The organism is Bacillus sp. UNC41MFS5, from assembly GCF_000686805.1.
This window is the reverse complement of the sequence record NZ_KK366021.1, coordinates 117936-142311: the sequence shown is the minus strand read 5'-3', so window position 1 is coordinate 142311 and position 24376 is coordinate 117936. Positions and strand designations below refer to the sequence as shown.

Here is a 24376-nt window from a genome sequence, read left to right as displayed (position 1 = left end):
GACCTTGTGGAAAGACTTCTCACTTTTCAATACCTTTTAAATAATTTAAAATTATCATATAATAATAGTAGATATATTAATATTAAATAATTTTATATAGAAATACTTTTGAGACAGAAAAGGTGTGTGATTAGGTCGCGCATTACCTTGGTGTAACACCTACATCTTTTCTGCCAAATTTCAGTGGAAAAGGTGGGTTAAAATGAACAACGGAGAAACAAAAACAGACGTCATTTTAATTGGTGCCGGAATCATGAGTGCGACTATTGGGACACTCTTGAAAGAATTAGTACCAGAATGGGAAATTACTGTGTATGAGAAACTCGAAAACGCAGGTGAGGAAAGCTCTAACGAATGGAATAATGCGGGAACAGGGCATGCGGCACTTTGTGAACTTAATTACACAGTTGAAAAACCAGATGGAACTCTAGATATTAGTAAAGCGATAAAAATTAATGAACAGTTTCAGGTTTCCATGCAATTTTGGTCTTATCTAGTAAAAAGCAAACTGATCGATAATCCACAAGACTTTATCAAACGCTTGCCACATATGAGTTTAGTACAAGGGGAAGAAAACCTAGCTTTTTTAAAGAAACGTTTTGAAGCGCTGTCAAAAAATCCTTTGTTTCAAGGAATGGAATTCTCTGATGATCATGATAAACTGATCGAATGGATTCCGCTGATCATGGAAGGCCGTACATTGAATGAACCGATAGCGGCAACCAAAATTGATTCTGGAACAGATGTCAACTTTGGTGCATTAACACGCATGTTGTTTGAACACTTAGAGAGTAAAAGTGTCCAGATAAACTATAATCATAGTGTTAACGGTATCAAACGTACAAATGACGGCCAATGGGAATTGAAAGTGCAGAATCAATTTAGTGGTACAGTCAAACGCCATAAGGCAAAATTCGTCTTTATCGGAGGCGGAGGAGGAAGCCTGCATTTGCTGCAAAAATCGGGTATTCCAGAAGGAAAACATGTCGGAGGATTCCCAGTAAGCGGGCTATTCATGGTATGTAACAATCCAGAAGTTGTAGAACAGCATCATGCAAAAGTATACGGCAAAGCTAAGGTTGGTGCTCCGCCAATGTCTGTTCCGCATCTTGACACGAGATTTATCGATAATAAAAAATCGCTGCTATTTGGACCATTTGCCGGTTTCACACCAAAGTTCTTAAAAACCGGTTCAAATATGGATTTAATCACTTCTGTCAAACCGAATAATGTTTTGACTATGTTGTCTGCAGGTGCAAAAGAGATGTCATTGACAAAATACCTGATTCAACAAGTGATGTTAACGAAAGAACAGCGTATGGAAGAGTTACGAGAGTTTATCCCGAATGCTAAAACAGAGGATTGGGATATAGTAGTAGCCGGACAACGTGTACAAGTAATCAAAGATACCGAAGCAGGCGGAAAAGGAACACTTCAATTTGGTACGGAAGTGATTACTGCAGCTGATGGCTCAATCGCAGCGTTACTAGGCGCTTCACCAGGCGCTTCCACTGCCGTTCACGTTATGCTTGAGGTAATCAAAAAATGTTTCCCGCAACATATCAAAGAGTGGGAAGCGAAAATCAAAGAAATGATACCTTCATATGGCATGTCACTAATGAAAAATCCAGAACTTCTGCATGAAATTCATAATTCAACAGAGCAGACACTTGGACTAAGCGAAAAAGAGCTTGTGTTTAGTTAATTCTGAGGATGCAGAAATCAGTTAATAGAAGTAGAAAAAACGCCAATTGGCGTTTTTTTTTTTAGATTACGGTTTTCCTTTCCAAAAACTATTATTTTTAAAAAACTTTATCCATGAACACTTCGTCTATTATTTAGGAAGGAGGGGGAGACATGGAAGAACTGACTTTGGAAGTATTAGAAACAGAAGATAAAGAATTACTTATTGATGAAATTATGAACATGTATGGACAGGAAGTCCTCCACTTGGTTTTTTCCTATGTAAATAATCGTTCCATCGCGGAAGACCTGACTCAGGATATATTTGTTAAGTGCTATAAAGGACTCCATACATATAGAGGCAAATCGAAGTTACGAACTTGGTTATGGAGGATTGCCATCAATCATTGCAAGGATTTTCTGAAAAGCTGGTACAACAAGAATGTTGTGATTACTGAAGAGGAGCCGTTAAACAACACGACGAAAAAGGAAATGATTGAGCTGGCGGTTATCCAAAGGCAAGAGGATGATCAATTGATTTCTGCGATCATGCTCCTTCCTATTAAATATAGGGAAGTCATTTATCTCTTTTATTATGAGGAATTACCCATTAAGGAAATTGCCGCAGTAACAGATGTGGGAGCTAACACCGTTAAAACCAGGCTCAGACGGGCAAAGGAACTTCTGAAAGAACGATTGGAGGAATGGTGATGGAGGACCGTTTAAAGAACTTAAAAAAGGCCATGGATCAACGAACGTTTTCTCAATTGAACTTTACAGAGAAGCATCGCAGAAATATCCTTGGAAAAATTAATCAACCAGCCGAAACTGACGAGGACATATTAGTAGCGGTTATGCAGCTGCTTGTTCATGAAAAAACAGGTTTCGAATTAACGAAGCAGTTGCGAGGAAGAGATATCCGAAAATTTGAAGACAACGAAGGTTTTTTATACACTCTTTTACATCGATTAGAACAGTCCGGATCAATACAATCAGTATGGACGGAAGATGAGGCTAAGTATTATCAGTTAACTGATAAAGGACGAAAAGTGTTGCGGAAAGCTGATAAAAGACAAGCCAAAAACCAAGTGGTATGGAAAGAATTATTTGAGAGGTGAGGCGTTTGTGAATAAAAAACAAATCTTTTTAAATGAAGTCATCGCTCAAATCAAATCCAAGGAAGCAAAGCAATATGTAACAGATGAATTGAATTATCATGTAAAGGAAGCGAAAAATATTTGGATAGAGAAGGGACTTGCAGAAGTAGATGCTGAAGAAAAAGCGGTAGAGCAAATGGGAAGTCCGGTTCAATTAGGGCAGCAGCTCAATAAACTTCATCGGCCAAAGGTAGATTGGATTCTGGTGGCTCTTTTAGTGACCATTTTCGGGCTCGGATTTTTACCATTGTTCTCAATTGGCGGTATGGGTGAATATTTGTTAGCCTCTAAAGTCATCATTACTTTAATCGGCTGTGGATTCGTTATAGGGATCATGCTAATGGATTATCGGAAGTTAAAGAAGCAAGGCTGGTTATTTTATTCCATTGGGGTATTGATTCTTCTGGTGTTAAGACTATTTTCAAACACCACGATTAATGGACTTCCACTTCTTAGGATTGGACCGTTAACGATTGAAAGTATCATGGCGTTACCATTCTTCTTCCTTGCCTGGGCTTCCTTATTTAATCTTGAGAGGCTGAAGGTCTGGCAGTTTATTCTATTATTCTCTCTGCCATTCATGTTACTACTTACGGTACCAAGTATTTCTACCACCTACATTTACACCATTATGGTCTTTTCGATGCTTTGGTGGAGCAAGTTTAGTCGGAAAATTGTTCTATTAATCTGGGGAGTATCCGTTTTTTGTTTCTTGTTCGTGAGTATTATTTCGTGGAAGTTTTTGGGATTTTATCAAAAAGATCGATTGTTGGCCTACTTAAATCCGGAAGAATATTCGGATGGACCAGGATTTATGATCTTGCGTGTGAAAGAATTTCTGTCAAAAGCAGGCTGGTTTGGTCACTCCATGAACAAAGAATTTATTCCCGAAGCCCACACCAATTTCGTCTTTGTGAGCTTTACCTATTATTACGGCTGGCTTTTAGCCTTTGCGCTATTGTTGATTCTGTTCCTATTTGCCGCCAGAATCATTGTGATCACAAGCAGGATAAAAGATTCGTATGGCAAACTTCTTCTCATCGGTGCTGTTGCTCTATATTTCGTCCAGTTAGCCACTAATATCGGAATGACATTAGGGGTGTTCCCATTAATTTCGATGTCCTTGCCATTTATCAGCTATGGATTAATGCCAACACTACTAAATGCTATTTTAATTGGAATTGTCTTAAGCGTCTATCGCCGAAAGGATTTAACCAGAATAACCGGGTAATTAAAAAAAGTAATAGAAAAAAATGAACACTGGAAAAGGCTTCCGTGTTCATTTTCATATCAAAGTAAAATTAGTATTGTACTTCCAAGCCACTTTTTTGAAGATGATCGGAAGATAGACTATAAGCAATGACCTTCTTCTTGTACTGTTTGACTACATCAATGCGATCGTTGTATCTGAAAACAAATAATCGAACATCATTTTTGCCACTTTTCGTATCAATAACCAAAGGGGTATGACTATTTTCGGGATGTAAAAATAATTCCTCAGTCCCTGGATATATATAATGCTGCTTCAAATAGGTAGCTTCGTTAAAGTAATGGATAACTTGAAGTTTGTCTTCACCTGCTAAGTTTTTTCCGTCAATGGTTATGGTGACGTCTGTTTCATTAAGTTTTGAATGAATTTCAAATTTTTTTATAAGCCATTCCACTGGTCCAGTTGGAAGACAGGTCACTAATATTTTAATAGTACTTATGATAATTATCGAAACTACAGCCCATGTCATTTTCCATCATCTCCGTTAAAGATTAATAGGTTAATAATATCTCATCCGGATGAATTGTTAACCATCCAATTTATCTGAAAATGTACCATCCACTTTCTGTCCAGATAGTACAAATAGAAAAGGCCGCCATTTCGGCAGCCATGTTAGCGAGAGTTACCAAGTCATTTATGACATACTTGATGGTAAATTTTGTTCGACCACTGTCTTCTTTAACCAAGGTTTGGAGACCCAGCGCTTAAGGGCAAAAAATCCTCTGATACATTCATCCAATCCTTGAGCAAGCCAAATTCCTAACAGTCCTAAACCAAGTGTAATTCCGAAAAAGTAACTTAAGACGACTGCAATTCCCCACATGCTGATTATTCCGATGACAACAGGGAAGCGTACATCACCGACTGATTTTAAAGAACCCATGAGAACGATATTCATGGCCCGGCCCGGTTCAATGAACACAATCGCCCACAATACTGGGAGAGCGATAGCGATTATGTCAGCATCGGTTGTAAAAATAGTTAAAATTGGCTTGCCGATTAAAGCAACCGCAAGTGAAACAGCTGCCGAAACAATCACGGCAATTTTTAAAGTCTTAAGGCCCCTTTTTAGGGCACGGTCATATTGTTTGGCTCCGATATAACGGGCAATCAACAGTTGTGTCCCTTGGCCAATTGCAAATGTAAATAGGAAGCAAACCATGGATATATTTAAAATATACACACGTGCTGCTAACGCAGCATCCCCGGTTAGTGCTACAAAGCTTGTAATCACCACTTGTGAAAATTGATAAGAGAGGTTTTCTCCAGCAGATGGGATCCCAATCGAAAGTAGCCCCTTAACATCCGTTTGATTAATTTTAAACAAATCTTTCGTATGAAACTTTAAAGCTAGTTGCCTATAAACAAAATAAAAAAGTGCGACAATGATAAAGATCCGGGCAGCAAACATAGCATAGGCAACCCCGGCAACACCTGTTACAGGAAGGCCGAACCATCCTTTAATGGCAATAAAGGAACCGACCATACTAATCACATTCATGATAACCGTAACGACCATGGTTTCTTTTGTGTGTCCGTAGCTGCGCAAAACAGCACTTAATGCTAATGCAATGGCCTCGAGGAATAGAGACAGCCCTATGATAGATAGGAAGGTGTAAGCAAAATCGTAAACTTCCCCACTCAGTCCGTAAAATTTTAAAAACACACCGCCAAATGCAACTACAATGATGGTCATCACAACACCAATCCAGAAGTTCACCCCAAAGGCAGACCTTGCAAGGCGTCGTGCCCGGTCTAATCGGTTCGCCCCCAAATTTTGACCGATCAGGATAGTTGCTCCAATGGCTGTGACGTTAAAAGCTAAAATAAATATATTAATTATCTGATTGGCTACGCCAACTCCTGCCACTGCCTTGTCTGAGTATCCGCTTAAAATTAACGTAGCAACGATTCCCATACCCATATGAAGCGATATTTCGATAAAAAGAGGCCACGTGATGCTAAATAATGATTGGTCCTGGTACTTATTGTTTTCTACAGTCAATTGATTCTCCTTCTTCTTTACTTAAAGTCATATAAAACCTATTCTAACTATATTTGTTCTAATTTAAAATAAAAAAGATATTTCTAAAATTTAGGAGGTCCAATTAAAAAAACCGTGTATAACGGTTTTAATGAATTAGTGAGTTTTCAATTTTGCTTTTCTTTGATTTTTTCACGGATTTCTTCCAGTTCTTTTAATGACAGTTCACCTAGAGATTCTTTAATTTCTTCCTCAAGTTGTTTTTTGTTGCTATCTCGGTATCGATTCCACCATTCCCGTAGACCCTCAGTTTCATCTAAAAGGTATTCGATATCGAGTTCTTCTAATTCATCATCGGACAAATAATTCATTACAGCCCCTAACATGTAAGTAAGTTTACCGACTTCATCTTCTTTTTTGGGGTCATTTTGCGATAGATCATTCTCTTCGGTGTCAGGCACCTCATTATTCACTGAAGCTTTTCGTGGCATTGTTACCATTCCTTACTATATTATACTTTGATGAATAATAGTATTACCATTATATATAGGATTGATTAACTTTACTGACCTTTTTGGAAATTTTCTACATAGGACGCAGTTTTATTTCGCGAATATTTGTAAAAAAAAGTTAAATTTGTAATATAATATTATTAATGCATTTGTGAAATAAGGAGGTATGATAATGATTTGGTTATATATTTTTTCGCCTGTCGTTATTTTGGGTGCAATAGCTTTTTATTTTGACAAAAAATCTGGAGCCGCTCCTTCCGATGATAGTAGATTTGCTGAGAAGTTAGAGGAATACCCTCCGGAAAATAACAATATTTATGGACCGTAATTGACTTCGCCCCATGGATAAATCCAGGGGATTCTTTTTTACACTTTTATCAAAGCCGCCTGTCGGCCGGGGCTTAAAAGGGAGAGGAAATGATGATAGCAACCCAATACAAGATTACTTTACCAAGTGATTATGATATGAACATCATCAAAGAAAGAGTAAGAAATAATGGTCATAAAACAGATGGATTTGATGATCTAAAGTTTAAACTTTATTTAGTAACAGAAAAAGGAATCCATAACAATTTACAAAATAGTTACTGCCCATTATATCTTTGGAAAGGGAACGATGGGCTAAATAAGTTTTTATTTAATGGATACTATGACAATATCCTAAATTCTTTTGGGTGGCAGCGAGTAAATGTGGGAATTCCACTTATTGATACAACAACATCTAAAATCAATGAGAATAACTATCTATTTCAAATCACAAGACAAATACAACCACAAGAAAGTCTAAATAACTTAAAAGATAAAATCGAGGAAGATATTCCGACGATTGATAACTCAGAATATCTCGTAATCTATAATCCTGATAAATGGGAGTATGATGTATTTTACTTATTAAGCGATGTAAGCAACTTAAAAGAAATGAGTGGAGTAATTTATACGATCCTACACATATCACAAGAAGAACTCCCATATTAAAAGTAAAAAAAGAACGCTAAATTCGGCGTTCTTTTATCTTTTAGTTTTCCGAAAGAAAGTTCCTACAATTACTACGACGGCCAAAGGGATGATTAGCCAGAGCCAATTGAATGAGTTACTTTCTTCTTCGTAGTATGTTTCAGTATCATCGAAAGAAGATGCAGTTTCTATTTCTTCCGGCACTACCGTTTCTGCTTCCGTTTGATTTTCATCAAAACTAACCGTTTCAGAATATAAATCCTCGTCTACTGGCTCATCTTCTGGTATTTGTACGTCCATTTCCTCTAAATCAGCAAGCGTATAAACGTTCCCTTCTTCATCCGAGTAGGTAGGTTCATCGTCGTTTGCTTCGTTTATCATTAATAAGGCCGTTCCAAAAACAAGCGTTTTTGATAACACACCACCAGAAAAATAACGTGTAGATTTTGGATATTTTGTTGTAAGGGCTGAATAAGATGGCGATTTCGTCGTAGTGTTTGCTGTACTGCTAGAACTCGGTTTAGGTGAAGAGGTCCTCGGTGTAGACATAGACGGTTTGGTATAGCTAGAACTCGTCCCTCTAGTACCGCCTGTTCGTGTTTTTGCTTCTGCACTGACACTACAAAATAAAAAACTCAAAACAAGGATAGATAGCACACTAACAAAAGTTTTTTTCATTAAATTCCTCCTAAAAAATAGCCTCCTCAGATTAATGAAGCTTCTTACTTTCTTTAATAGATTAAGTAGGTAGGATAATATTAACATATTTTTCCTGATAAAATATAAAAAACTCTGCAATTTTTCGTTCGATATTCCCCCCCTTATCAATAGTTAGGTCCTGAGGAACCCGTTAGTCTGCCTAATTTTAAGGTAAAATAAGCTCACCTATATTCTTTAAGCATAGTATGTAAAAGAAAGTAGGTGAAAACATGACATTAGATTCTCAACGAATAATGGGTGGTTTCCCAGGCATGGGCATGGGCGGTTCCCCAGGTATGGGCATGGGTGGTTTCCCAGGCATGGGCATGGGCGGTTCCCCTGGTATGGGCATGGGCGGTTTTCCAGGCATGGGCATGGGCGGTTTTCCAGGCATGGGCATGGGTGGTTCCCCTGGTATGGGGGGCATGGGCGGTTTCCCAGGCATGGGCATGGGAGGTTCCCCAGGCATGAGCATGGGAGGTTTCCCAGGCATGGGCATGGGAGGTTCCCCAGGTATGGGCATGGGCGGTTCCCCAGGCATGAGCATGGGAGGTTTCCCAGGCATGGGCATGGGAGGTTCCCCAGGCATGAGCATGGGTGGTTCCCCAGGCATGAGCATGGGCGGTTCCCCAGGCATGGGCATGGGCGGTTTCCCAGGCATGGGTATGGGCGGTTCTCCTGGCATGGGTATGGGCGGTTCTCCTGGCATGGGTATGATGGGTGGTTTCCCTAGCATGAGCATGGGTGGTTCCCCAGGCATGGGCATGGGTGGTTCCCCTGGTATGGGTATGATGGGAGGTTCCCCAGGCATGGGTATGGGTGGTTTCCCAGGCATGGGTGGCTTCTAGAACGTATTTACCCAAGTATTCTATAACATCGATCTATAATAATTTAGTAATATTAAAATTTAGATATCAATAAGAGGTTATCACTTTAACCCAGATATACCTCCGAAGAGGCGTTTGCAATTATTTCAGACGCTTCTTTTCATTTTCAATAATTATTTAAGAAATAGCCAATGATTTAGAGTGAAGATTGAGCTTACTCTACTTGCTAGAATTTCACTCAATCATTGAAAATTAAAATTTGATTAAATTTAAAGTACCTTTATTTTTTAGAAGGAATTTTTAAAAGAAAACGAAAATATATAAAATAATACAACCTCGGTTCAAGCTGTGTTTTGTCTATTAATAAATAATGTAAAGGGAGTGCGGAGAATGGTAAATATGTTCATAGATAGTATTTGTCCAAAATGCGGAGAGATCAATCAAGTGGAGCATAAGGGGGAAAAAATTCTTATTGTAACTTGTAAGAACCACCATATGTATGACCATATCATCATCCCGTATTCTCGAACACACCCTATTAAGGATGAAAAACGTATAAAATTAGAAGAAATGCTCTTAGAGAAAAAGTTCCATCGAATGAGTGATAAATCAACCATATGTCTTCTCATTTTTAACAATGGGTATGAAATTGAAGGGCGTTCCACTGTTCGAGATGTTGCAGATTTTCGTACAGTGGTTGGTAAGGATAAAGCCTATGAACAAGCTTTGAAGAAAGCAATGGTGGCGTTGGGTGCATTCTTAGTATAAAAGTGTATTACTCTTTCTGCAAAAAAGTAGTAAAAGGTTGGCGAAATCAATCGTTTGATTATCTATATTTCAAAAAAACTCTGATGGTGTAAAATAATCCCCAAAGCTTATGAACTATTAATTTTCCATTATGAAAATATTCTTTCATAGACCTCTATCCCATATATATGGGATAGAGGGGGGGGGGGCGAGCATTTGCAAAGAAATGTGATTTCTTTATGGGATGAACATTTATTTTGGTTAGAAGTTTTACAAGATCATGCGTATTTTGTGAGAGACAATCTTTCTGTTAGCGAAACTGATTATGTTAACACCGCGCAACAATATATTAATTTATTTGGGGATCTAATTGCAGCATTAAACAACATACCACGTTCGGTTAATTATACAGACGAAACCATGATTTATTTTTCCCAGAGGGCATGGCCGGTGGCTAAAGGATATTTCGAATTTGAAGGGAAATTGCAGGCGCTTAGAATTGATAATAAGCTGAATTTAAATTTATCGCCGACCTACCTGAACGGAACGTTAGCTGAAAATCAAGAATATCTGCGATTTTTAAGTTTGTTGGTTTATGGAAAAGAGCCAGTACCTCTTCCATTAGCAGACCTAATGGATTTATGGCTTGAGGACCAACTAGGGCATGCCGTTCTTTTCAAGAATATCATTGATCCTATTGAAATTATGGCCAGCACTCAAGCGGAGATGTATATCAACAAATTTCAAGTATTTATCGTTCAAAATCACCACTTGAGGGGTTATTTACGGTTCAAAGAGCCAGGGTTCGCCCGTCAAACTGAATTTGCTAATGAAGTGGGAAAAACAACCCTAGAAATGAGCCAATTTGTATACAACATGGTGACTAAATATAAAGAAAATAAATTGCTTAATAAAACAACATTAAGATTTTTAGAGCATCATTTTCCAGAAACCTGTTACTTTATAAAAAAGCTAAGCTTCTACGCTCCCAATTTACAGGAAGCAGTAAGTAAATGCTCTTTAAAAAGACCATCTTATCACTAAAAAAGGGGCCATCCTGATGGCCCCTTTGCTATTCTTGTAACATCGAACTACTTTCCAATGAAGCCGACTTCATTTGAGGCTTAGGCCATTTAACGTTCGCAGCAACAATTCCGCCTAAAATAAGGACAACTCCAAGCCATTGCGACAAACTTACATTTTCTGTTAGGACCAATGCGGATAGAATTACAGCAATCGGTAGCTCAGAGGCTGTCAAGATGGTTCCAAGGCTTGGTCCGACATGCTTCATTCCTATAGAAAATAAAAGCGGTGGCAAAGCGACGCCAAGTAATCCTAGGAACAATCCATAAGGAGCTACTCCAATCATTACGGGTAAATGAAGTAAATTTGTTGGCTGAAAAACCAATAAAACCGTGATTAATCCACCAGTGGACATGAGCGCGCTTTTCTGTACTGGCGGTGTATCCTCTCCCACAGAACTGCTGAGAAAGATAAAAGCGGTATATGATATCGCAGAAAACAGTCCCCACACTGTTCCTTTCAAGGATAGATCTACGCCGCCATCGGTAATAATGCCAGCGGCAAGAATCGAGCCAATGATTAGAATCGCAATCGAAGCCATTTTTCCCCTACTAGGTATTTTTTTATAAACAATCCATTCAATAAAAGTGCCAATCCATACAAATTGAAATAAAAAGATGATTGCAAGTGAAGCATCAAGGGTCTGTAGGGATTGATAATAAAACACACCCGTTAATCCAACGGGAATTCCTGCTAATAGTAATTTACCAATGCTCAGCAGTGTAAGTTTTTTCTTCTTTGAAAAAAGTGCGACAATCCAGATGAGTAAGGTCCCGAGTATGAATTGACTTCCTGTAACTTCTTTTACCGTAAACCCTGCAGAGTAAGCAAGCTTAACAAAGGTCGATAATACACCGTAACAGCATCCTCCTAAAAAAACAATCAATGCATAGTGCCAAGTTTTCATTTTTCTACCCCTTTTTGATTTTTTGAACCAATGTTCCAGTTTCCAAACAACAAAAAAGCCACACAGATCTCAGGTGAGAACTGTGTGGCGAAAATAGAGATATCTCTAGAAAAGTCCACAAACAAATGAATTTTGTTATTTGATTTGCCTTTGTTACTTTAAAACAATTGTCATGAAATGTCAATACTTTGAGTATTTAAAAACCTACGCCATATGACCAGACTTTTTTACTTTCGTTTGTAAGTATTTTTCGTTGTACTCGGAGATATCGCCCCAAAGAGGAGTTCGCCCAGAAACTGGTGCACCTGCTGCTTTTAAGGCTTTAAGCTTTTTCGGATTGTTGGTAATGAGGGTGACAGGTTTGGTTCGTAGTGCTTTAAGCACTTCAATCGCATCCTCGTAATTTCGTGAATCATCTGGAAAACCAAGTCCTTCATTTGCCTCGACAGTATCGTAGCCATTTTCTTGTAGAATATAGGCCATTGCCTTGCTAAATAAGCCTATTCCGCGGCCTTCATGATTGGCTAAATAAAATAACGCGCCGGTTCCATGCTCGGCAATCATTTTCATCGATTGTTTCAGTTGAAAACCACAATCACAGCGCTTGCTTCCAAAGATATCTCCCGTATGACAAATCGAATGCATTCTGATTAATGCATCCTCTCCATATTCAAAATCTCCATAAACGAGGACACTTGATTGTTGGTATTCCGCTAAATTCCCAGAAGCTAATTGATCAATGACTTGCTGGAAATCTTCTGTTACATGTTCACTCTTCAGCCAGCTGTACCATTTGAATTCAACCGTTTCCCCGTATAAATTGACCGGAAGCTTGATTGGTCCCACTAGGTAAATCGCTTCATCACCTTTTTTAACTAATTTTATTTTATCTTCTAAAAAAGAGAGAGTATCTGCTTTTAATTGAATTTGTTCCACTATGAATTCCCCCAATCCATATTTTCATAGATTCCGACTCCCATTTCTGTTAAGAAAGGACATGCACGGCAAAATTATCCCGATAGGTTTTTTCTTTCTCCCGTTGCTGCTGTTGCAGATTTTCTGTATGATTCCGGCGTTCGTGTTCGAATCTTTTTAATTGTGCCTCACTATGGTTCTGTTTGTCGAGTGCTTCGCTCAGCACATCAGCTAATACATCTGCATCTAATAGGGCACAATTAATCCCAAATGCGCCAGTTGGACTCATCGTATGTGCGGCATCGCCCATGATTACCAAACCGTCCATTACCCATGTGGGAGAATGGGAGCTTTGCACTTTTAATAAAATAAAATCGTCCCATGATTGAATCTGTGTACGAATGGTTTCCGCTAACTCTGGAAATGCCTCTATCACTTGTTTGATAAAAGGTTCACATGATTGCTTTTTTAATGTTGGATAAGAATCTTCTTTAATATTCCATCCTATTTGGATGAAACCGCCTGCCTGGGTAAATAAAGCCAGTTGATTTCCATTCACCATTGCGTTTTTAATAGTAGGCTCCCAATTAGCTGGGCTTTGAATTTTCGCCCATAACAAATCGTATCCATGTGTTTTCTTTGTAAATGGCATCTCAGCTAGATTCCTTATTGTTGAGAACCTGCCATCAGCACCAACAACAATCTTGCTGTTTATCGTTACTTCTTGCTCGCCATTCATTGCTTTTAAACCAGTTACACAACCCATATCATTAAAGATTAATTCCGTCACTTTTGTCCCCATCATCAGCTTGAAATTCTGATAAGGTTCAGATGCCCGAATTAACACGCTTAACAAGTTCTTTTGCGGGACATGGATACCGACATGCTGCTCCCCGGCACTAGGTGTAATGGTCTTTATTACCTTTCCGTCCTGCCAATATTCCACTCGTTCCATCAATAACAGTCCAGCAGCTTCCACTTGGTCATATAGACCATATTTTTTTAATACTCGTTCTCCATCTTGATTGAGATGTTCACCACGGAATTCTTTGTCAATCCCTTTGTGGCGTTCGAGTACAATCGTTGAAATTCCTTTTTTCGCAAGCAAATATCCTAGTAAAGCGCCGCCGGGACCTGCACCTACAATGCAAACATCTGCCTCAAGGTTCATGTTTGAAAACCACCTTATTCTATATGATGTATTGACGAACCATAATTGGTTAAAGTAGAATATTAATAGTTAATAATTATTCGTTAGTCAGTTACTTTATGTAAGTAATTATATTTTTTAAACTCGATTGTGTCAAATAAATTTATTTTGCAAGGTAATTATGTTGTTAATTGCATTAGGCAAAGAGGGGGAAAGGTCAATGGATGAGTCAGTCATTTGTCCTCGATTTGAAAAAGCGATGGGGATGTTAAGCCAGCGTTGGACAGGATTAGTTATTTATCAACTGCTATCAGGTCCAAAACGCTTCTGCAGCATGGAATCGTCCATGGCGATCAGCGGAAGAGTCCTTTCCGAGCGGCTTAAGGATTTAGAAGGTCAGGGGATTGTGAAACGAGAAGTGTTTCCGGAAACGCCCGTCAGAATTGAGTATTCTCTTACAGAAAAGGGACTCTCTTTAAAACCGATCGTAGAAGAACTTGAAAAATGGTCACAAACCTGGCTGACCATTGAATAAATGATTTTTGGGGCAACCTTAGCTGAGGTTGCCTAATTTTTTTTGATGTAAGTTATTTTAAATGCATGAAAAGAGTCGGATATTTAAATGAATCATATTTATTGACGACTGAAAATCATAAAAATGAGGCAACAGGGTAGCCAATAGAGCTTATTGACGACTGAAAATCATAAAAATGAGACAACAGGGTAGCCAATAGAGCTTATTGACGACTGAAAATCATAAAAATGAGGCAACAAGGTAGCCAATAGGGCTTATTGACGACCAGAAATCATGAAAATGAGCAACAAGGTAGTCAATAACCATTTGTTTATTTAATTTCCACTCTTGATAAAAAATCAGCCCCTATGCTGCTTTTATTAATCCTTTTTAATAGTTGTATTTGATTCTAGAGTAGAGTGTTCCATGGCCTCAGCGAATTCCTCTTTCATTGTGTCGAGATTTTCTTCGGTTCTAGTATTCCAAATACTATATTTGATTTTACTTGGTAAATCCATTCCTTCTTTTTGCATAATCGTAATCACCTCCATTCCATATCGTCTCAATAATAAGTGGAACTATACCGTAAGAAGCAAAGAAAAATCATGAATAAAATCGCATAGCCTTCAAAAAAGTTAGCAAACTAAAATGGTGGATGACGACTTATTGATTGACATCCTTAATTAGGAAATGATAAGGGTGGTGAAGAGATGGCTAAAAATAAGAATAACCAATTTAAGAAAAATAAAAGTACTCCACCAAATGCAGAGGTGGAATTTTCTGGAGAGAATGGACTTGAAAAAGTAGCAAGACAAGCCCAAAAAAGCAAAAATAAGTAATGAACAGTTAAAAGATCGTCATTTGGCGGTCTTTTTAAATTAGGTAAATCTAGACCAATAACACAATTTTAATAGTTGAGGACATATGTCCTATTCAAATAAGCTTGTGATACCTTTTAATATAGACAGAAATAAAAATTAGGGGAGAAGAGAGAATGAAGGGAATTATCTTTGCTTTTTTAGGCGGGGCATTTATTACTCTGCAAGGAATTGCTAATACACGTATTAGTCAAGATATAGGCACATGGCAAGCAGCAACCATTACCCAGTTTACGGGATTTGTAATGGCTTTTATCATCTTAATGTTCGTTCGGGACGCTAAATGGCAAGGCTTCAAACAAGTGAAACCATTATATCTGATGGGTGGAGCCTTTGCAGCGATTATTATCTTCAGTAATGTCAAATCGATTCAGGAAATCGGTGTAACCCTTAGTATATCGGCCATCCTGATTTCGCAGCTTACATTAACTTTTATTATCGATAGTAGCGGATGGTTCGGCCTTGAAAAGCAGAAGATGAAACTGCCACAGTTTATTGGTATCGGGATGATGATTGCTGGTGTGGTCATCCTAAGGTCTTAATATCACGCATGCTGCAGTTAAAAACAGAGGTGAAACCGAGTGAGAGAACAAAAGGATCAGGAGCAATTGCTCGCTTATATCCAAACATACCAACTAGATTCGATATTTCATGAACCATTGATTCCGCATTTGTCGCTGTACAGCTTTGACCAAGGGGAATTGATCTGTTCACAAGGAGAAACTTCGCAGTATTTATATGTCCTTGTAAAGGGAAAGGTCAAAATCTATACCAGTTCGTCAGAAGGTAAAACACTCATTCTTTCATTTAAGAAACCGATTGAAGTGATCGGGGATATTGAGTATGTCCGTGGCATTGATATTATTAACACGGTGGAGGCTGTATCACCGGTTTGGATGATTGGGATTCACCATCGCTGGTTGAAGAAATATGGAAGTGACCACGCGCCATTCCTGCAATTTCTATTAGATATTATCACGAAGAAGTTTCAGCTTAAAAACAATTCTATGACCTTCAATATAATGTATCCAGTCGAAGTCCGTTTAGCTAGTTACCTATTGTCGGTTTCCTCTGATGAAACAGATTCGCATGATAAAGATCAACTTAGTATCAGCATTAAGGATGCGGCCAATTTAATCGGCACGAGTTATCGCCATTTAAATCGAGTCATCACACAATTTTGTGAAGAAGGTCTGATTGAGCGCCATCGAGGTTCCATTTTAGTTAAGGACAGGAATGGATTGAAAGACCTCGCAGGGGATAATATTTACGAATAACCTTGAAAAATCTCAACATAGGGAGAGAAAATACATGTTTATAGGATTATTGTTTGCAATTATAGCCGGATCGCTAGTAGCTTTGCAAAATATTTTCAACAGTAAAGTCAATGAACGGGCGGGGTCATGGGCAACGACGACTTTAGTATTAGGGATGGGATTTCTTGCTTCACTAACATTCGGCCTCATTTTTGAAGGAGGAGGATTATTCCACCTAGAAAATATGAGAACATGGTACTGGTTCAGCGGAATGATTGGAGTGGGAGTGGTTGTGTGTCTCGTTCAAGGAATGAAGAGACTCGGACCCACTTATGCCATCGCAATCGCGTTAACATCACAATTGTTGATTGCCTTACTCGGGGACTCATTAGGCTGGTTAGGTCTAAATAAGGTTCCATTTACTCTCAATCAATTGATTGGAGTGCTGGTCATCGTCGGCGGAATTGTTGTGTTTAAATTTGCCGGCAGCGGTGAGGGGCAGAAAGTGTTTACTTGGCCATTTGCAAAAGGGAATAAAGTGTCTGAATTTCAACAGAGAGAAAGCTAAAATGCGCTGAGAACTGTACTGGAAATTGATTTTTTAATTTGTTAGATACTTGGCACCGATGGTCATCTCAATTAAAATTATAAATTTTCAAATAATTTGTTGACAGGATTAATGGGAGGATGTTAATATCTTATTAAGTAATCATATGAGTATTGTCGGAATTAAAAACAAGCAAACAAAATGCTCTAAACTAGTTAATAAAATAATAATCGTTACCAGACAACTGGAGACACAACTTACTGTGTCTCCTTTTTGTGTATATAAAATTCATACACTAGTCGACTATTCCGATAGAGACTTCTCGTACCTTTGAGAAGTCTCTTTTTTAATCCAAATTAAAGGAGCTGATTCTATTGAGAAAAAAAGTATTTATAAAGAATGGATGGGACGAAAAAGTTACTTGTAGAAGGGAAATTTGCGAAAAAAGACTTTGATTTGAATGATTGGATTGCTAAGTAACTCTTATCAAAACAAACAAACTATTAAGGGAGAGGATGGTATGGAGAATATCCTTCGGAATGCTGTAGAACAAAGAAGGAAAACATTAATAAATATATTGCTTACCTTTAAAGTATTTGAAAATGAGGAACAGCTTTCGAAGTTTTCTTTAACAGAATTAGAAAATGAATACAAACGATTAAAGTCTAATAGTCATCCTCACAGTGATAGCGGCTCCATTCAATGGAAGAAGAAAATATGAAACTATGGCGCACAGTGACGGTCACTGTGCGTTTACTATTCAGTCTTTTGTTAAACATCACGCGTTTTCTTGCTTCCATCATAAAAAGTGGTTAATCTTGAGATAGATACGAGGATGAGTTGTGGAGGCATTTTTATGAAGTTACTTAAAGAAGTCATTCTGAGAGTTCTTGCAATTATTGCGCTATTCCTAATATCGATTGGGATTTTTATATTACTATCTATTATTCAAGAAACCGTATTTGTACCGAAAGATTATATCATTTGGATTTTTAAACGGCCCTATTCCGGTTTAGTTATAGTTTATGAGATATATCTTATTGGTTTGTTTTTCTACGTGTTCTATAAAGATTTGAGGGATACCTGGAGAAACGGGAGGCTTTTTAAAAAGTATAGAAAACCAGTCCTTACTGCTTTTATTACTTTTAATATCGTTTTACTATATACAATCACTTCCGCTGTCGCTGTAGTAACCAAGGATAAGATTATCAATTATTCGTTTTTTTCTCCACAGGGCAGGGAGTATAGCTACAACGATATCGTTAAGATTAAAACTGGAGTTTATAGTAAGGGGCGACCTTCTCTGTTTAAACAATCAAAAGGTGATTTCTTTTACACAATTGAACTAAATGACGGGACAAAGATTGATTTGACTGATGTGGGTGGAGTAAAAAATGATGAAGATGAGCGTTTTGTCATTGAAAAACTGGATAGACAATTAGTCAACATGGATATTCAGAAAGAATCTAGCATGAAAAACTTTGAATACACCAAGAAGGACTTAGCTAAGATATACACAGATAAAATACGTAACATATTGGAAAATACAAAATGATACTGTAGCCTGGGGATCTGCTAAAAGAAAAAGAGGAACAACGCCAAGCATTGTTCCTCACTACTACACATATTTGTCTCGGCCTGACATCATCCCGAACAGCATAACGACGAAAGAGATGATGATTAATGTAAAAAGTGGAATGGTCCACATATGAGTGTAATCATATAAAAATCCCATAAACAAGGGACCTACTGCTGCTAAGATATAACCAGTTGATTGAGCCATTCCTGATAGATCAGCTGCTTGGCCGGCACTCTTAGAGCGCAGTCCGATATAACTTAAAGCCAGTGGAAAGGTTCCTCCCAAGGCAATACCAATAAAGCTAATACTTACGATTAAAATGGGATAGGATGAGCCCAACAGTAATCCTCCATAACCAATGACAGAGCACATGCTTAACGCGAAAGAAATCCATATTTGGGAACGATAACGACCTGCAATCATAGGGATGAAGAAACTAGCTGGTAAGCCGACAATTTGGCTAAATGACAAGAGCCAGCCAGCTGTTTCCATACTCAATCCATGGCTGTGTAAGATTTCAGGTAACCAAGAAATCGTTACATAAAATAATAAAGATTGAAATCCCATAAATATAGCGATTTGCCAAGCAAGCGGCGAGCGCCAGATATGATTCGAGCTCGGAGTGACTTTTCTAATCTCCTTTTGATTACCTTGATTAAATTTAGAAAGGAATATCCATACCAAGATCGCGGCTACTGCCGGAATTCCCCAAACGTTTAAGGCACCCTTCCATCCAAGGTTCATTCCCACTGCTAACGGAACACTAACTCCGGATGCTAAGGAGGCAACTAATCCCATGGATGTCGAATAAACACTTGTCATCAGCCCGAATTGGTCTGGGAATTTATCCTTTGCAATGGCTGGTAATAAGACATTTCCTATCGCTATCCCGACCCCAATAAACAAAGTCCCTGTGAAAAGGAAAAACGCCATGGGAATAGACCGAATCAAAATGCCAATTAAAAGTGAGGACAAACCTGCTAATAAAGCCAATTCATTTGTTATCCGATTAGCGAGCTTCGGGACAATCGGTGACATGATGGCAAAAACAATTAAAGGCAAACTCATTAATAAGCCTGCGCTCCAATGGGCTAGTCCCACATCTTTCTGGATCATTCCAACTAACGGTCCTACTGATGTAATAGCAGGGCGCAAATTAAAGGCTATTAGTACAATCCCAATAATGAGCCAAATGATGTAAGTCGATTTCGAATAGGTATTTGATTTTAGTAACTCCACTTATTAAACCTCCACTGTAGAACAAACTTTCTACAGTATAACACAATTAAAGTTGTGAGTCGCAACGCGGGCTAGAAAGATCATCTAATGAAATGGAGTCTTAAAGAAGAGAAGAATAATAGGATAAAAAAAGGTCAGCCTTCCATTACGGTGAAGTAGTGGGAGTCTGACCTTTTTTGGAGATTTTTAATTCAAGCTTTTCGCTCAAAAAAGTGGAGCCTAAGACAAGGGCACCGCCTATCATTTGAATTAGTGACATGCCTTCGTTTAGGAAAATCGCAGCAATGACGACGGCTGAAATCGGGTCGATATAGCTGAGAACAGCGATCGTTTGCCCTTTCAGTTCTTGGAGAGATGTAAAATATAAAAAATAAGCAAAACCCGTATGTACAATTCCGAGAATCAAGATAAAAATAATTGAAGTGGAGTCTAAACCACCCAGGTTTAAATTACCCTGCCAGAGTACATAAGGAAACAGAACCAGAGCTCCCGCCATTAATTGCACCAATGTAATTTCAAAGCCCGATAGATTTTTGATAAATTTATTTATTAAGACGACACTTGCATAAAATGCTGCAGCTAAAAGGCCGTAGAAAATTCCTAAAGTATGATTCTGTGATCCGTTTGTACCGCCAGCACCAGGATTAACGATTAAAAACAAACCAATCATTGCCGTTGCGATGCAAATAACCTTCACGCTCGTCAATTTTTCTTTCAGAATCCATGGGGCTAAAATCATCACAAAAATCGGTGCAAAGTAATAGCTAATCGTGGCATTGGATATTGTTGTATAGCGATAGGATTCAAACAGAAAAATCCAATTCAAGCCAATCGCTGCCCCTGATAATAGAAGCAGAAGCGCATTTTCTTTAAGTGCTTGAAAAGATGGCTTATGTTTGACAAGGAAACTAGCAATAAGCAGAAACAGACTTCCGATGACCCCTCGTAAGAAGGCAATTTCACTTGAAGATAGGTCAATCTTTTTTACAAAAACTCCGATGCTTCCAAAAATGAGCATCGTCATGATAAGTCTCATTTTCCCTTTCATGTAGAACCCCCCTCTTTATTAAATTGAATATTACTGTTTGCACAACTGCTGTTTACAGCAGGGGGCACCGCCTTACTTTGTTATAAACTGGAATAATATAAAAATCAACCATTAAATTGTTTTAAAGTACAAGGAGGATTGTATGAATTGGAAGATTTCAATTCATATTAAAGGAAAAGGAGGTATCCTGGAAATGAATTTTACTTGGTTATTTGGGTTATTATTTTTATCTCAACAAGTGAATATGCCAGGTAGTTTATTAATCACTAACAACGGGCAACCTTTGTCGGTAGCTAATTGTACTGACCTTTCATTTAACCTACCTGGATTACCTATTATTAATACAGAAAAGTTAACAAAATGTATGGATCAAATTGACAAACAGGTTTCTAAAATGCCTAAAAATGCAATTAAAGATAAGTCCGGAAAAATTATTCCAGAACATGCTGGTTGCCGATTATATCGCCAGATGTTTACAGAAAAAGTGTATTCATATTATTTTAACAATGGTTCAAATAAATTAGAGGTTCCCTTGCTTCCTATTTACCCTAGAGTTGACAGTGAATTACTTGGAAATATTCAAAATGAAAAAATTGGAAGATATGTAACATCCTTTAATCCATCTAACAAAGAACGAAGCAATAATATTTATCTTGCAACAGAAGCTATTAACAACTATGTTCTATTCCCAGGTGAAATATTTTCCTTTAATAATGTCGTTGGAAAAAGAACAGCAGGAAAAGGATACTTACCTGCTCCAGTGATCTCAAGAGGAGAATTAACAAAAGATATTGGTGGTGGAATCTGTCAGGTATCATCTACCCTTTTTAATGCAGTAGATAATGCGGGATTAAAAGTAGCTCAGCGTATCTCTCACAGCAGAGAGGTTACCTATATCCCACCTGGGCGGGATGCCACCGTTAGTTGGAATGGACCAGATTTTGTATTTATAAATAAATACAATCAACCAATTCTAATTCAATCAAAAACGTTAGGGAACAAGTTAACCATCGAGATATATTCTTCAGATGTCATTAACTATACTCCTAAAAAAGTTCCACACCTTCCTTATGAGCAAAATCACCCACCCAAGTAATGTTACTTGGGTCTTTTCCTGTCAGTCCTTATCGCTCAACTGGAACTTAAAGATTAACGCACGATTTAAACTGAATATTTCATACTATTCATAAGAATCTGTTTTGAGAAACAGGCAGTTATTTTTGCGACCTGAAAGGTAAAACCTATAGGATAAACTCTAAAAAATCCCTTTAATAAAAGGAGAAGCAATGTTTATGAGGAAGTATTTTAGTGGAGCCATTTTAACAGCATTCATCCTATCGAATATGACAGGATGTCAAGAAAGTAATTATAAAAATCCAAATGATATAGCAAAGGAGGTAAAAGAAACGATGAATCCTTCCGCCTATGTAGATCCTGCCATTGACCTCTCTAGCAAACAAACCATCTCGATTATCATCGAATTCAAATCAAAACCAGCCAAAGTAGCAGTGATAGAATCCGAAGCAAAGGGAATTCCATTAACATTGGAGGAAGCGAAGAAACAGGTAGAAGAAAGTCATCTAAACTTTCAAAATGAACTTCACGAGTTATTAGATAAGAATCAGATCCCCTATACCGTTCGTCACAAATATACGACAGCCCTAAACGGTGTGTCGATGGAACTACCCGCAAATGAAATCAAAAGGCTGGCAGAGTCCTCGTCTGTCATTTCAAGGATATCACTAAATAGAAAAATCAAACTAGATCCACCACCCATTTTACCTTATGAACAATTGTGAAAATATAGTTGCGGTATTCTAACGATATATACATAAATACCCCTAAAACTGGAAAACAATATAAAAATTAGGGGGTGGTTCATTTTGAAGAAAAAAATCTTAAAGCCGCTTTTTAAGAAACTCAATCCAGAACCACAATTTAGTGAACAGTCCAATGCACAGGATATTGAACTAAAAAAACAAGATATTAGCAGTAATTATGATCAAAATTTAGCGACATTTAAGTCCATTTTCAGTATACCAAAGAATATCGATATCAAGGTACGTGAGTTTACCATCGGTTCACTTGATCTCCGTGCTTTTATCATTTACATAACTACGATGGTCGACGCACAGAGCATTCAAGAAGGCATCATGGAAAAATTAATTGGAAACGATCAGCCGTCAGGTAAGATTCAAAATATCACTTCCTACCCAAGTGAAAGAACAGCAACAAATATTGGGGAAATTACGGAATTTATTACAGGTGGAGTCACTGCACTCTTTGTGGATGGCGATACTCAATGCTACTTATTTGAAACGACGAAAATTACAGGCCGTTCCATTGAGAAATCCGATAATGAAGTGATTGTAAAAGGGGCAAAGGAAGCTTTTAACGAAAAGGTAATCGATAATATTGCCTTACTTCGTAAAAAGATAAGAAATGAAAATCTTATTGTTGAGGCTAAGGTTATTACGAAACGATCCAGAAACGATGTATTTTTGGTTTATGAAAAAGACCTAGTAAATGATGAATTGCTTCAAACGATAAAAGATAAGTTAGCTTCGCTCGAAACGGATAGGATTCTTGATCTAAGTATTTTAGAGCAATACCTAGAAGATCGACCAAGGTCATTATTTCCATCCATATTATATACAGAACGTCCTGACCGGGCGACATCTTTCATTGAAGAAGGTCACATCGTTTTATTAATGACAAATTCTCCAAGTTGTCTGGTACTGCCTGCTACCTTTTGGTCAATGTTTCATTCGCCCGAAGACCATTATCTACGCACACCCTATGGTAATTTCATCAGGTTTTTGCGATTTCAAGCTTTGTTTGTCGCCATGTTTGCTTCGCCCTTATATATTGCGATTACAAATTATCATGTAGGGATGATCCCGCCTGATTTGTTAATGGCCATTGCCGGGACAAGGGAACGTGTCCCTTTTCCATCGACCGTTGAAATCTTCATGATGGAAATCGCCTTTGAACTCATTCGAGAAGCGGGTCTACGTGTGCCAACCCCTATTGGTCCAACGATTGGGATTGTCGGTGCACTAATTTTAGGCCAGGCTGCTGTTCAAGCGAATATTATTAGTCCGATTGTCATCATTGTTATTGCTTTAAGTGGCTTAAGCTCCTTTATTATCAGTGATGTGAGCATGAATTTTGCGATTCGCATCACGCGCTTTTTGTTTATTTTTGCGGCAGCCTTTATGGGTATTTATGGCGCAATAGCTTTATTTATACCGGGACTCTTTTATTTAGTGTCATTAAAATCATTTGGCATTCCTTACTTTGCACCCATGACGCCACATTTCATCTCTTCAAAAGACTTAATTATTCGTCATGTTCCCATGAAAGAAAGGTTTCGTCCAGGGTATTTAAATCCAAAGGATACTGTCAAACGAGGAAAGGGATAAAA

29 protein-coding genes are annotated in these 24376 nt (G+C 38.0%); 19 read left to right on the top strand and 10 right to left on the bottom strand.

Annotation, left to right across the window (positions count from 1 at the left end):
- Nucleotides 1-202 precede the first annotated feature (202 nt).
- The 4 genes from BR30_RS0131535 to BR30_RS0131520 all read left to right on the top strand — a co-directional run bounded on the left by BR30_RS0131535 (nucleotide 203) and on the right by BR30_RS0131520 (nucleotide 4071).
- A complete protein-coding gene (locus tag BR30_RS0131535; RefSeq protein ID WP_026568526.1) occupies nucleotides 203-1705 on the top strand; it encodes a malate:quinone oxidoreductase in 1503 nt (500 codons plus the stop codon).
- Between the two features lie 152 nt (nucleotides 1706-1857).
- Complete coding sequence (locus BR30_RS0131530) at nucleotides 1858-2394, top strand: sigma-70 family RNA polymerase sigma factor (RefSeq protein WP_026568525.1); 537 nt, start codon at nucleotides 1858-1860, stop codon at nucleotides 2392-2394.
- The gene (locus BR30_RS0131525; protein WP_026568524.1) at nucleotides 2394-2801 is read left to right on the top strand and encodes a PadR family transcriptional regulator; all 408 of its coding nucleotides are present in this window, start codon (nucleotides 2394-2396) and stop codon (nucleotides 2799-2801) included. The genes BR30_RS0131530 and BR30_RS0131525 overlap by 1 nt, the downstream gene beginning before the upstream one ends.
- 7 nt (nucleotides 2802-2808) lie before the next feature.
- Nucleotides 2809-4071 (top strand): FtsW/RodA/SpoVE family cell cycle protein, encoded by a 1263-nt coding sequence (locus BR30_RS0131520; RefSeq protein WP_026568523.1) that lies wholly within the window; start codon nucleotides 2809-2811, stop codon nucleotides 4069-4071.
- Between the two features lie 70 nt (nucleotides 4072-4141).
- Here the strand turns inward: BR30_RS0131520 and BR30_RS0131515 are convergent, their stop codons facing one another.
- The 3 genes from BR30_RS0131515 to BR30_RS0131505 all read right to left on the bottom strand — a co-directional run bounded on the left by BR30_RS0131515 (nucleotide 4142) and on the right by BR30_RS0131505 (nucleotide 6585).
- The gene (locus BR30_RS0131515) at nucleotides 4142-4579 is read right to left on the bottom strand and encodes a YfmQ family protein (RefSeq protein ID WP_026568522.1); all 438 of its coding nucleotides are present in this window, start codon (nucleotides 4577-4579) and stop codon (nucleotides 4142-4144) included.
- Nucleotides 4580-4744: 165 nt separating this feature from the next.
- Nucleotides 4745-6115, bottom strand: a complete 1371-nt coding sequence (locus tag BR30_RS0131510; RefSeq protein WP_026568521.1) for an MATE family efflux transporter — start codon at nucleotides 6113-6115, stop codon at nucleotides 4745-4747.
- A gap of 146 nt (nucleotides 6116-6261) precedes the next feature.
- Nucleotides 6262-6585 (bottom strand): hypothetical protein, encoded by a 324-nt coding sequence (locus tag BR30_RS0131505; protein WP_026568520.1) that lies wholly within the window; start codon nucleotides 6583-6585, stop codon nucleotides 6262-6264.
- 193 nt (nucleotides 6586-6778) lie between these two features.
- On the opposite strand from BR30_RS0131505, the gene BR30_RS37160 reads away from it, so the two are divergent.
- Nucleotides 6779-6934 carry a hypothetical protein gene (locus BR30_RS37160; RefSeq protein ID WP_155929000.1) on the top strand — a complete coding sequence of 52 codons (156 nt, stop codon included), beginning with the start codon at nucleotides 6779-6781 and terminating at the stop codon, nucleotides 6932-6934.
- Between the two features lie 92 nt (nucleotides 6935-7026).
- Nucleotides 7027-7581 (top strand): DUF4865 family protein, encoded by a 555-nt coding sequence (locus BR30_RS0131495; RefSeq protein WP_026568519.1) that lies wholly within the window; start codon nucleotides 7027-7029, stop codon nucleotides 7579-7581.
- Between the two features lie 33 nt (nucleotides 7582-7614).
- Here BR30_RS0131495 and BR30_RS0131490 read toward each other — a convergent pair whose 3' ends face one another.
- Nucleotides 7615-8199, bottom strand: a complete 585-nt coding sequence (locus BR30_RS0131490; RefSeq protein WP_155928998.1) for a hypothetical protein — start codon at nucleotides 8197-8199, stop codon at nucleotides 7615-7617.
- Nucleotides 8200-8489: 290 nt separating this feature from the next.
- On the opposite strand from BR30_RS0131490, the gene BR30_RS35005 reads away from it, so the two are divergent.
- From BR30_RS35005 to BR30_RS0131475, 3 genes are all read left to right on the top strand, one after another.
- A complete protein-coding gene (locus BR30_RS35005) occupies nucleotides 8490-9107 on the top strand; it encodes a hypothetical protein (RefSeq protein ID WP_231507879.1) in 618 nt (205 codons plus the stop codon).
- A gap of 369 nt (nucleotides 9108-9476) precedes the next feature.
- Nucleotides 9477-9854: a Gp49 family protein gene (locus BR30_RS0131480; RefSeq protein WP_026568517.1), complete on the top strand. Its 378-nt coding sequence runs from the start codon at nucleotides 9477-9479 to the stop codon at nucleotides 9852-9854.
- A gap of 195 nt (nucleotides 9855-10049) precedes the next feature.
- A complete protein-coding gene (locus tag BR30_RS0131475; RefSeq protein ID WP_231507878.1) occupies nucleotides 10050-10877 on the top strand; it encodes a DUF2935 domain-containing protein in 828 nt (275 codons plus the stop codon).
- Nucleotides 10878-10905: 28 nt separating this feature from the next.
- On the opposite strand, the gene BR30_RS0131470 is transcribed toward BR30_RS0131475, so the two are convergent.
- From BR30_RS0131470 to BR30_RS0131460, 3 genes are all read right to left on the bottom strand, one after another.
- Nucleotides 10906-11823: an EamA family transporter gene (locus BR30_RS0131470; RefSeq protein WP_026568515.1), complete on the bottom strand. Its 918-nt coding sequence runs from the start codon at nucleotides 11821-11823 to the stop codon at nucleotides 10906-10908.
- Nucleotides 11824-12027: 204 nt separating this feature from the next.
- Nucleotides 12028-12759: a GTP cyclohydrolase II gene (locus tag BR30_RS0131465; protein WP_026568514.1), complete on the bottom strand. Its 732-nt coding sequence runs from the start codon at nucleotides 12757-12759 to the stop codon at nucleotides 12028-12030.
- Between the two features lie 49 nt (nucleotides 12760-12808).
- Nucleotides 12809-13909: an FAD-dependent monooxygenase gene (locus BR30_RS0131460; protein WP_026568513.1), complete on the bottom strand. Its 1101-nt coding sequence runs from the start codon at nucleotides 13907-13909 to the stop codon at nucleotides 12809-12811.
- 199 nt (nucleotides 13910-14108) lie between these two features.
- On the opposite strand from BR30_RS0131460, the gene BR30_RS0131455 reads away from it, so the two are divergent.
- Complete coding sequence (locus BR30_RS0131455) at nucleotides 14109-14423, top strand: winged helix-turn-helix transcriptional regulator (protein ID WP_026568512.1); 315 nt, start codon at nucleotides 14109-14111, stop codon at nucleotides 14421-14423.
- A gap of 359 nt (nucleotides 14424-14782) precedes the next feature.
- Here BR30_RS0131455 and BR30_RS37155 read toward each other — a convergent pair whose 3' ends face one another.
- Entirely contained in the window at nucleotides 14783-14953 is a 171-nt protein-coding gene (locus BR30_RS37155; protein ID WP_231507877.1) for a hypothetical protein, read from the bottom strand.
- A 159-nt stretch (nucleotides 14954-15112) separates the two neighbouring features.
- Between BR30_RS37155 and BR30_RS38625 the strand changes: the two genes are divergently transcribed.
- From BR30_RS38625 to BR30_RS0131415, 6 genes are all read left to right on the top strand, one after another.
- Nucleotides 15113-15241 carry a hypothetical protein gene (locus BR30_RS38625; protein WP_269320667.1) on the top strand — a complete coding sequence of 43 codons (129 nt, stop codon included), beginning with the start codon at nucleotides 15113-15115 and terminating at the stop codon, nucleotides 15239-15241.
- A gap of 155 nt (nucleotides 15242-15396) precedes the next feature.
- The gene (locus tag BR30_RS0131440) at nucleotides 15397-15822 is read left to right on the top strand and encodes a DMT family transporter (RefSeq protein WP_026568511.1); all 426 of its coding nucleotides are present in this window, start codon (nucleotides 15397-15399) and stop codon (nucleotides 15820-15822) included.
- Nucleotides 15823-15861: 39 nt separating this feature from the next.
- Entirely contained in the window at nucleotides 15862-16557 is a 696-nt protein-coding gene (locus BR30_RS0131435) for a Crp/Fnr family transcriptional regulator (protein ID WP_026568510.1), read from the top strand.
- 34 nt (nucleotides 16558-16591) lie between these two features.
- A complete protein-coding gene (locus BR30_RS0131430) occupies nucleotides 16592-17104 on the top strand; it encodes a DMT family transporter (RefSeq protein ID WP_026568509.1) in 513 nt (170 codons plus the stop codon).
- 499 nt (nucleotides 17105-17603) lie between these two features.
- Nucleotides 17604-17804 carry a Fur-regulated basic protein FbpA gene (gene fbpA / locus BR30_RS0131420; protein WP_026568508.1) on the top strand — a complete coding sequence of 67 codons (201 nt, stop codon included), beginning with the start codon at nucleotides 17604-17606 and terminating at the stop codon, nucleotides 17802-17804.
- Between the two features lie 135 nt (nucleotides 17805-17939).
- Nucleotides 17940-18638 (top strand): hypothetical protein, encoded by a 699-nt coding sequence (locus tag BR30_RS0131415; protein ID WP_026568507.1) that lies wholly within the window; start codon nucleotides 17940-17942, stop codon nucleotides 18636-18638.
- Nucleotides 18639-18701: 63 nt separating this feature from the next.
- Here BR30_RS0131415 and BR30_RS0131410 read toward each other — a convergent pair whose 3' ends face one another.
- Together BR30_RS0131410 and BR30_RS0131405 are read right to left on the bottom strand one after the other, a co-directional pair.
- On the bottom strand, nucleotides 18702-19901 hold the full coding sequence (locus tag BR30_RS0131410; RefSeq protein WP_026568506.1) for a CynX/NimT family MFS transporter: 1200 nt from the start codon (nucleotides 19899-19901) through the stop codon (nucleotides 18702-18704).
- A gap of 145 nt (nucleotides 19902-20046) precedes the next feature.
- Nucleotides 20047-20949 carry a DMT family transporter gene (locus BR30_RS0131405; protein ID WP_026568505.1) on the bottom strand — a complete coding sequence of 301 codons (903 nt, stop codon included), beginning with the start codon at nucleotides 20947-20949 and terminating at the stop codon, nucleotides 20047-20049.
- A 193-nt stretch (nucleotides 20950-21142) separates the two neighbouring features.
- Here BR30_RS0131405 and BR30_RS0131400 point away from each other — a divergent pair, with 193 nt between their 5' ends.
- The 3 genes from BR30_RS0131400 (at nucleotide 21143) to BR30_RS0131390 (ending at nucleotide 24374) form a co-directional block, all read left to right on the top strand.
- A complete protein-coding gene (locus BR30_RS0131400; protein WP_026568504.1) occupies nucleotides 21143-22045 on the top strand; it encodes a VanW family protein in 903 nt (300 codons plus the stop codon).
- A 196-nt stretch (nucleotides 22046-22241) separates the two neighbouring features.
- Nucleotides 22242-22748, top strand: coding sequence for a protease inhibitor I9 family protein (locus BR30_RS0131395; protein ID WP_026568503.1), 507 nt, complete (start codon nucleotides 22242-22244; stop codon nucleotides 22746-22748).
- Nucleotides 22749-22832: 84 nt separating this feature from the next.
- Complete coding sequence (locus tag BR30_RS0131390; protein ID WP_026568502.1) at nucleotides 22833-24374, top strand: spore germination protein; 1542 nt, start codon at nucleotides 22833-22835, stop codon at nucleotides 24372-24374.
- Nucleotides 24375-24376 lie beyond the last annotated feature (2 nt).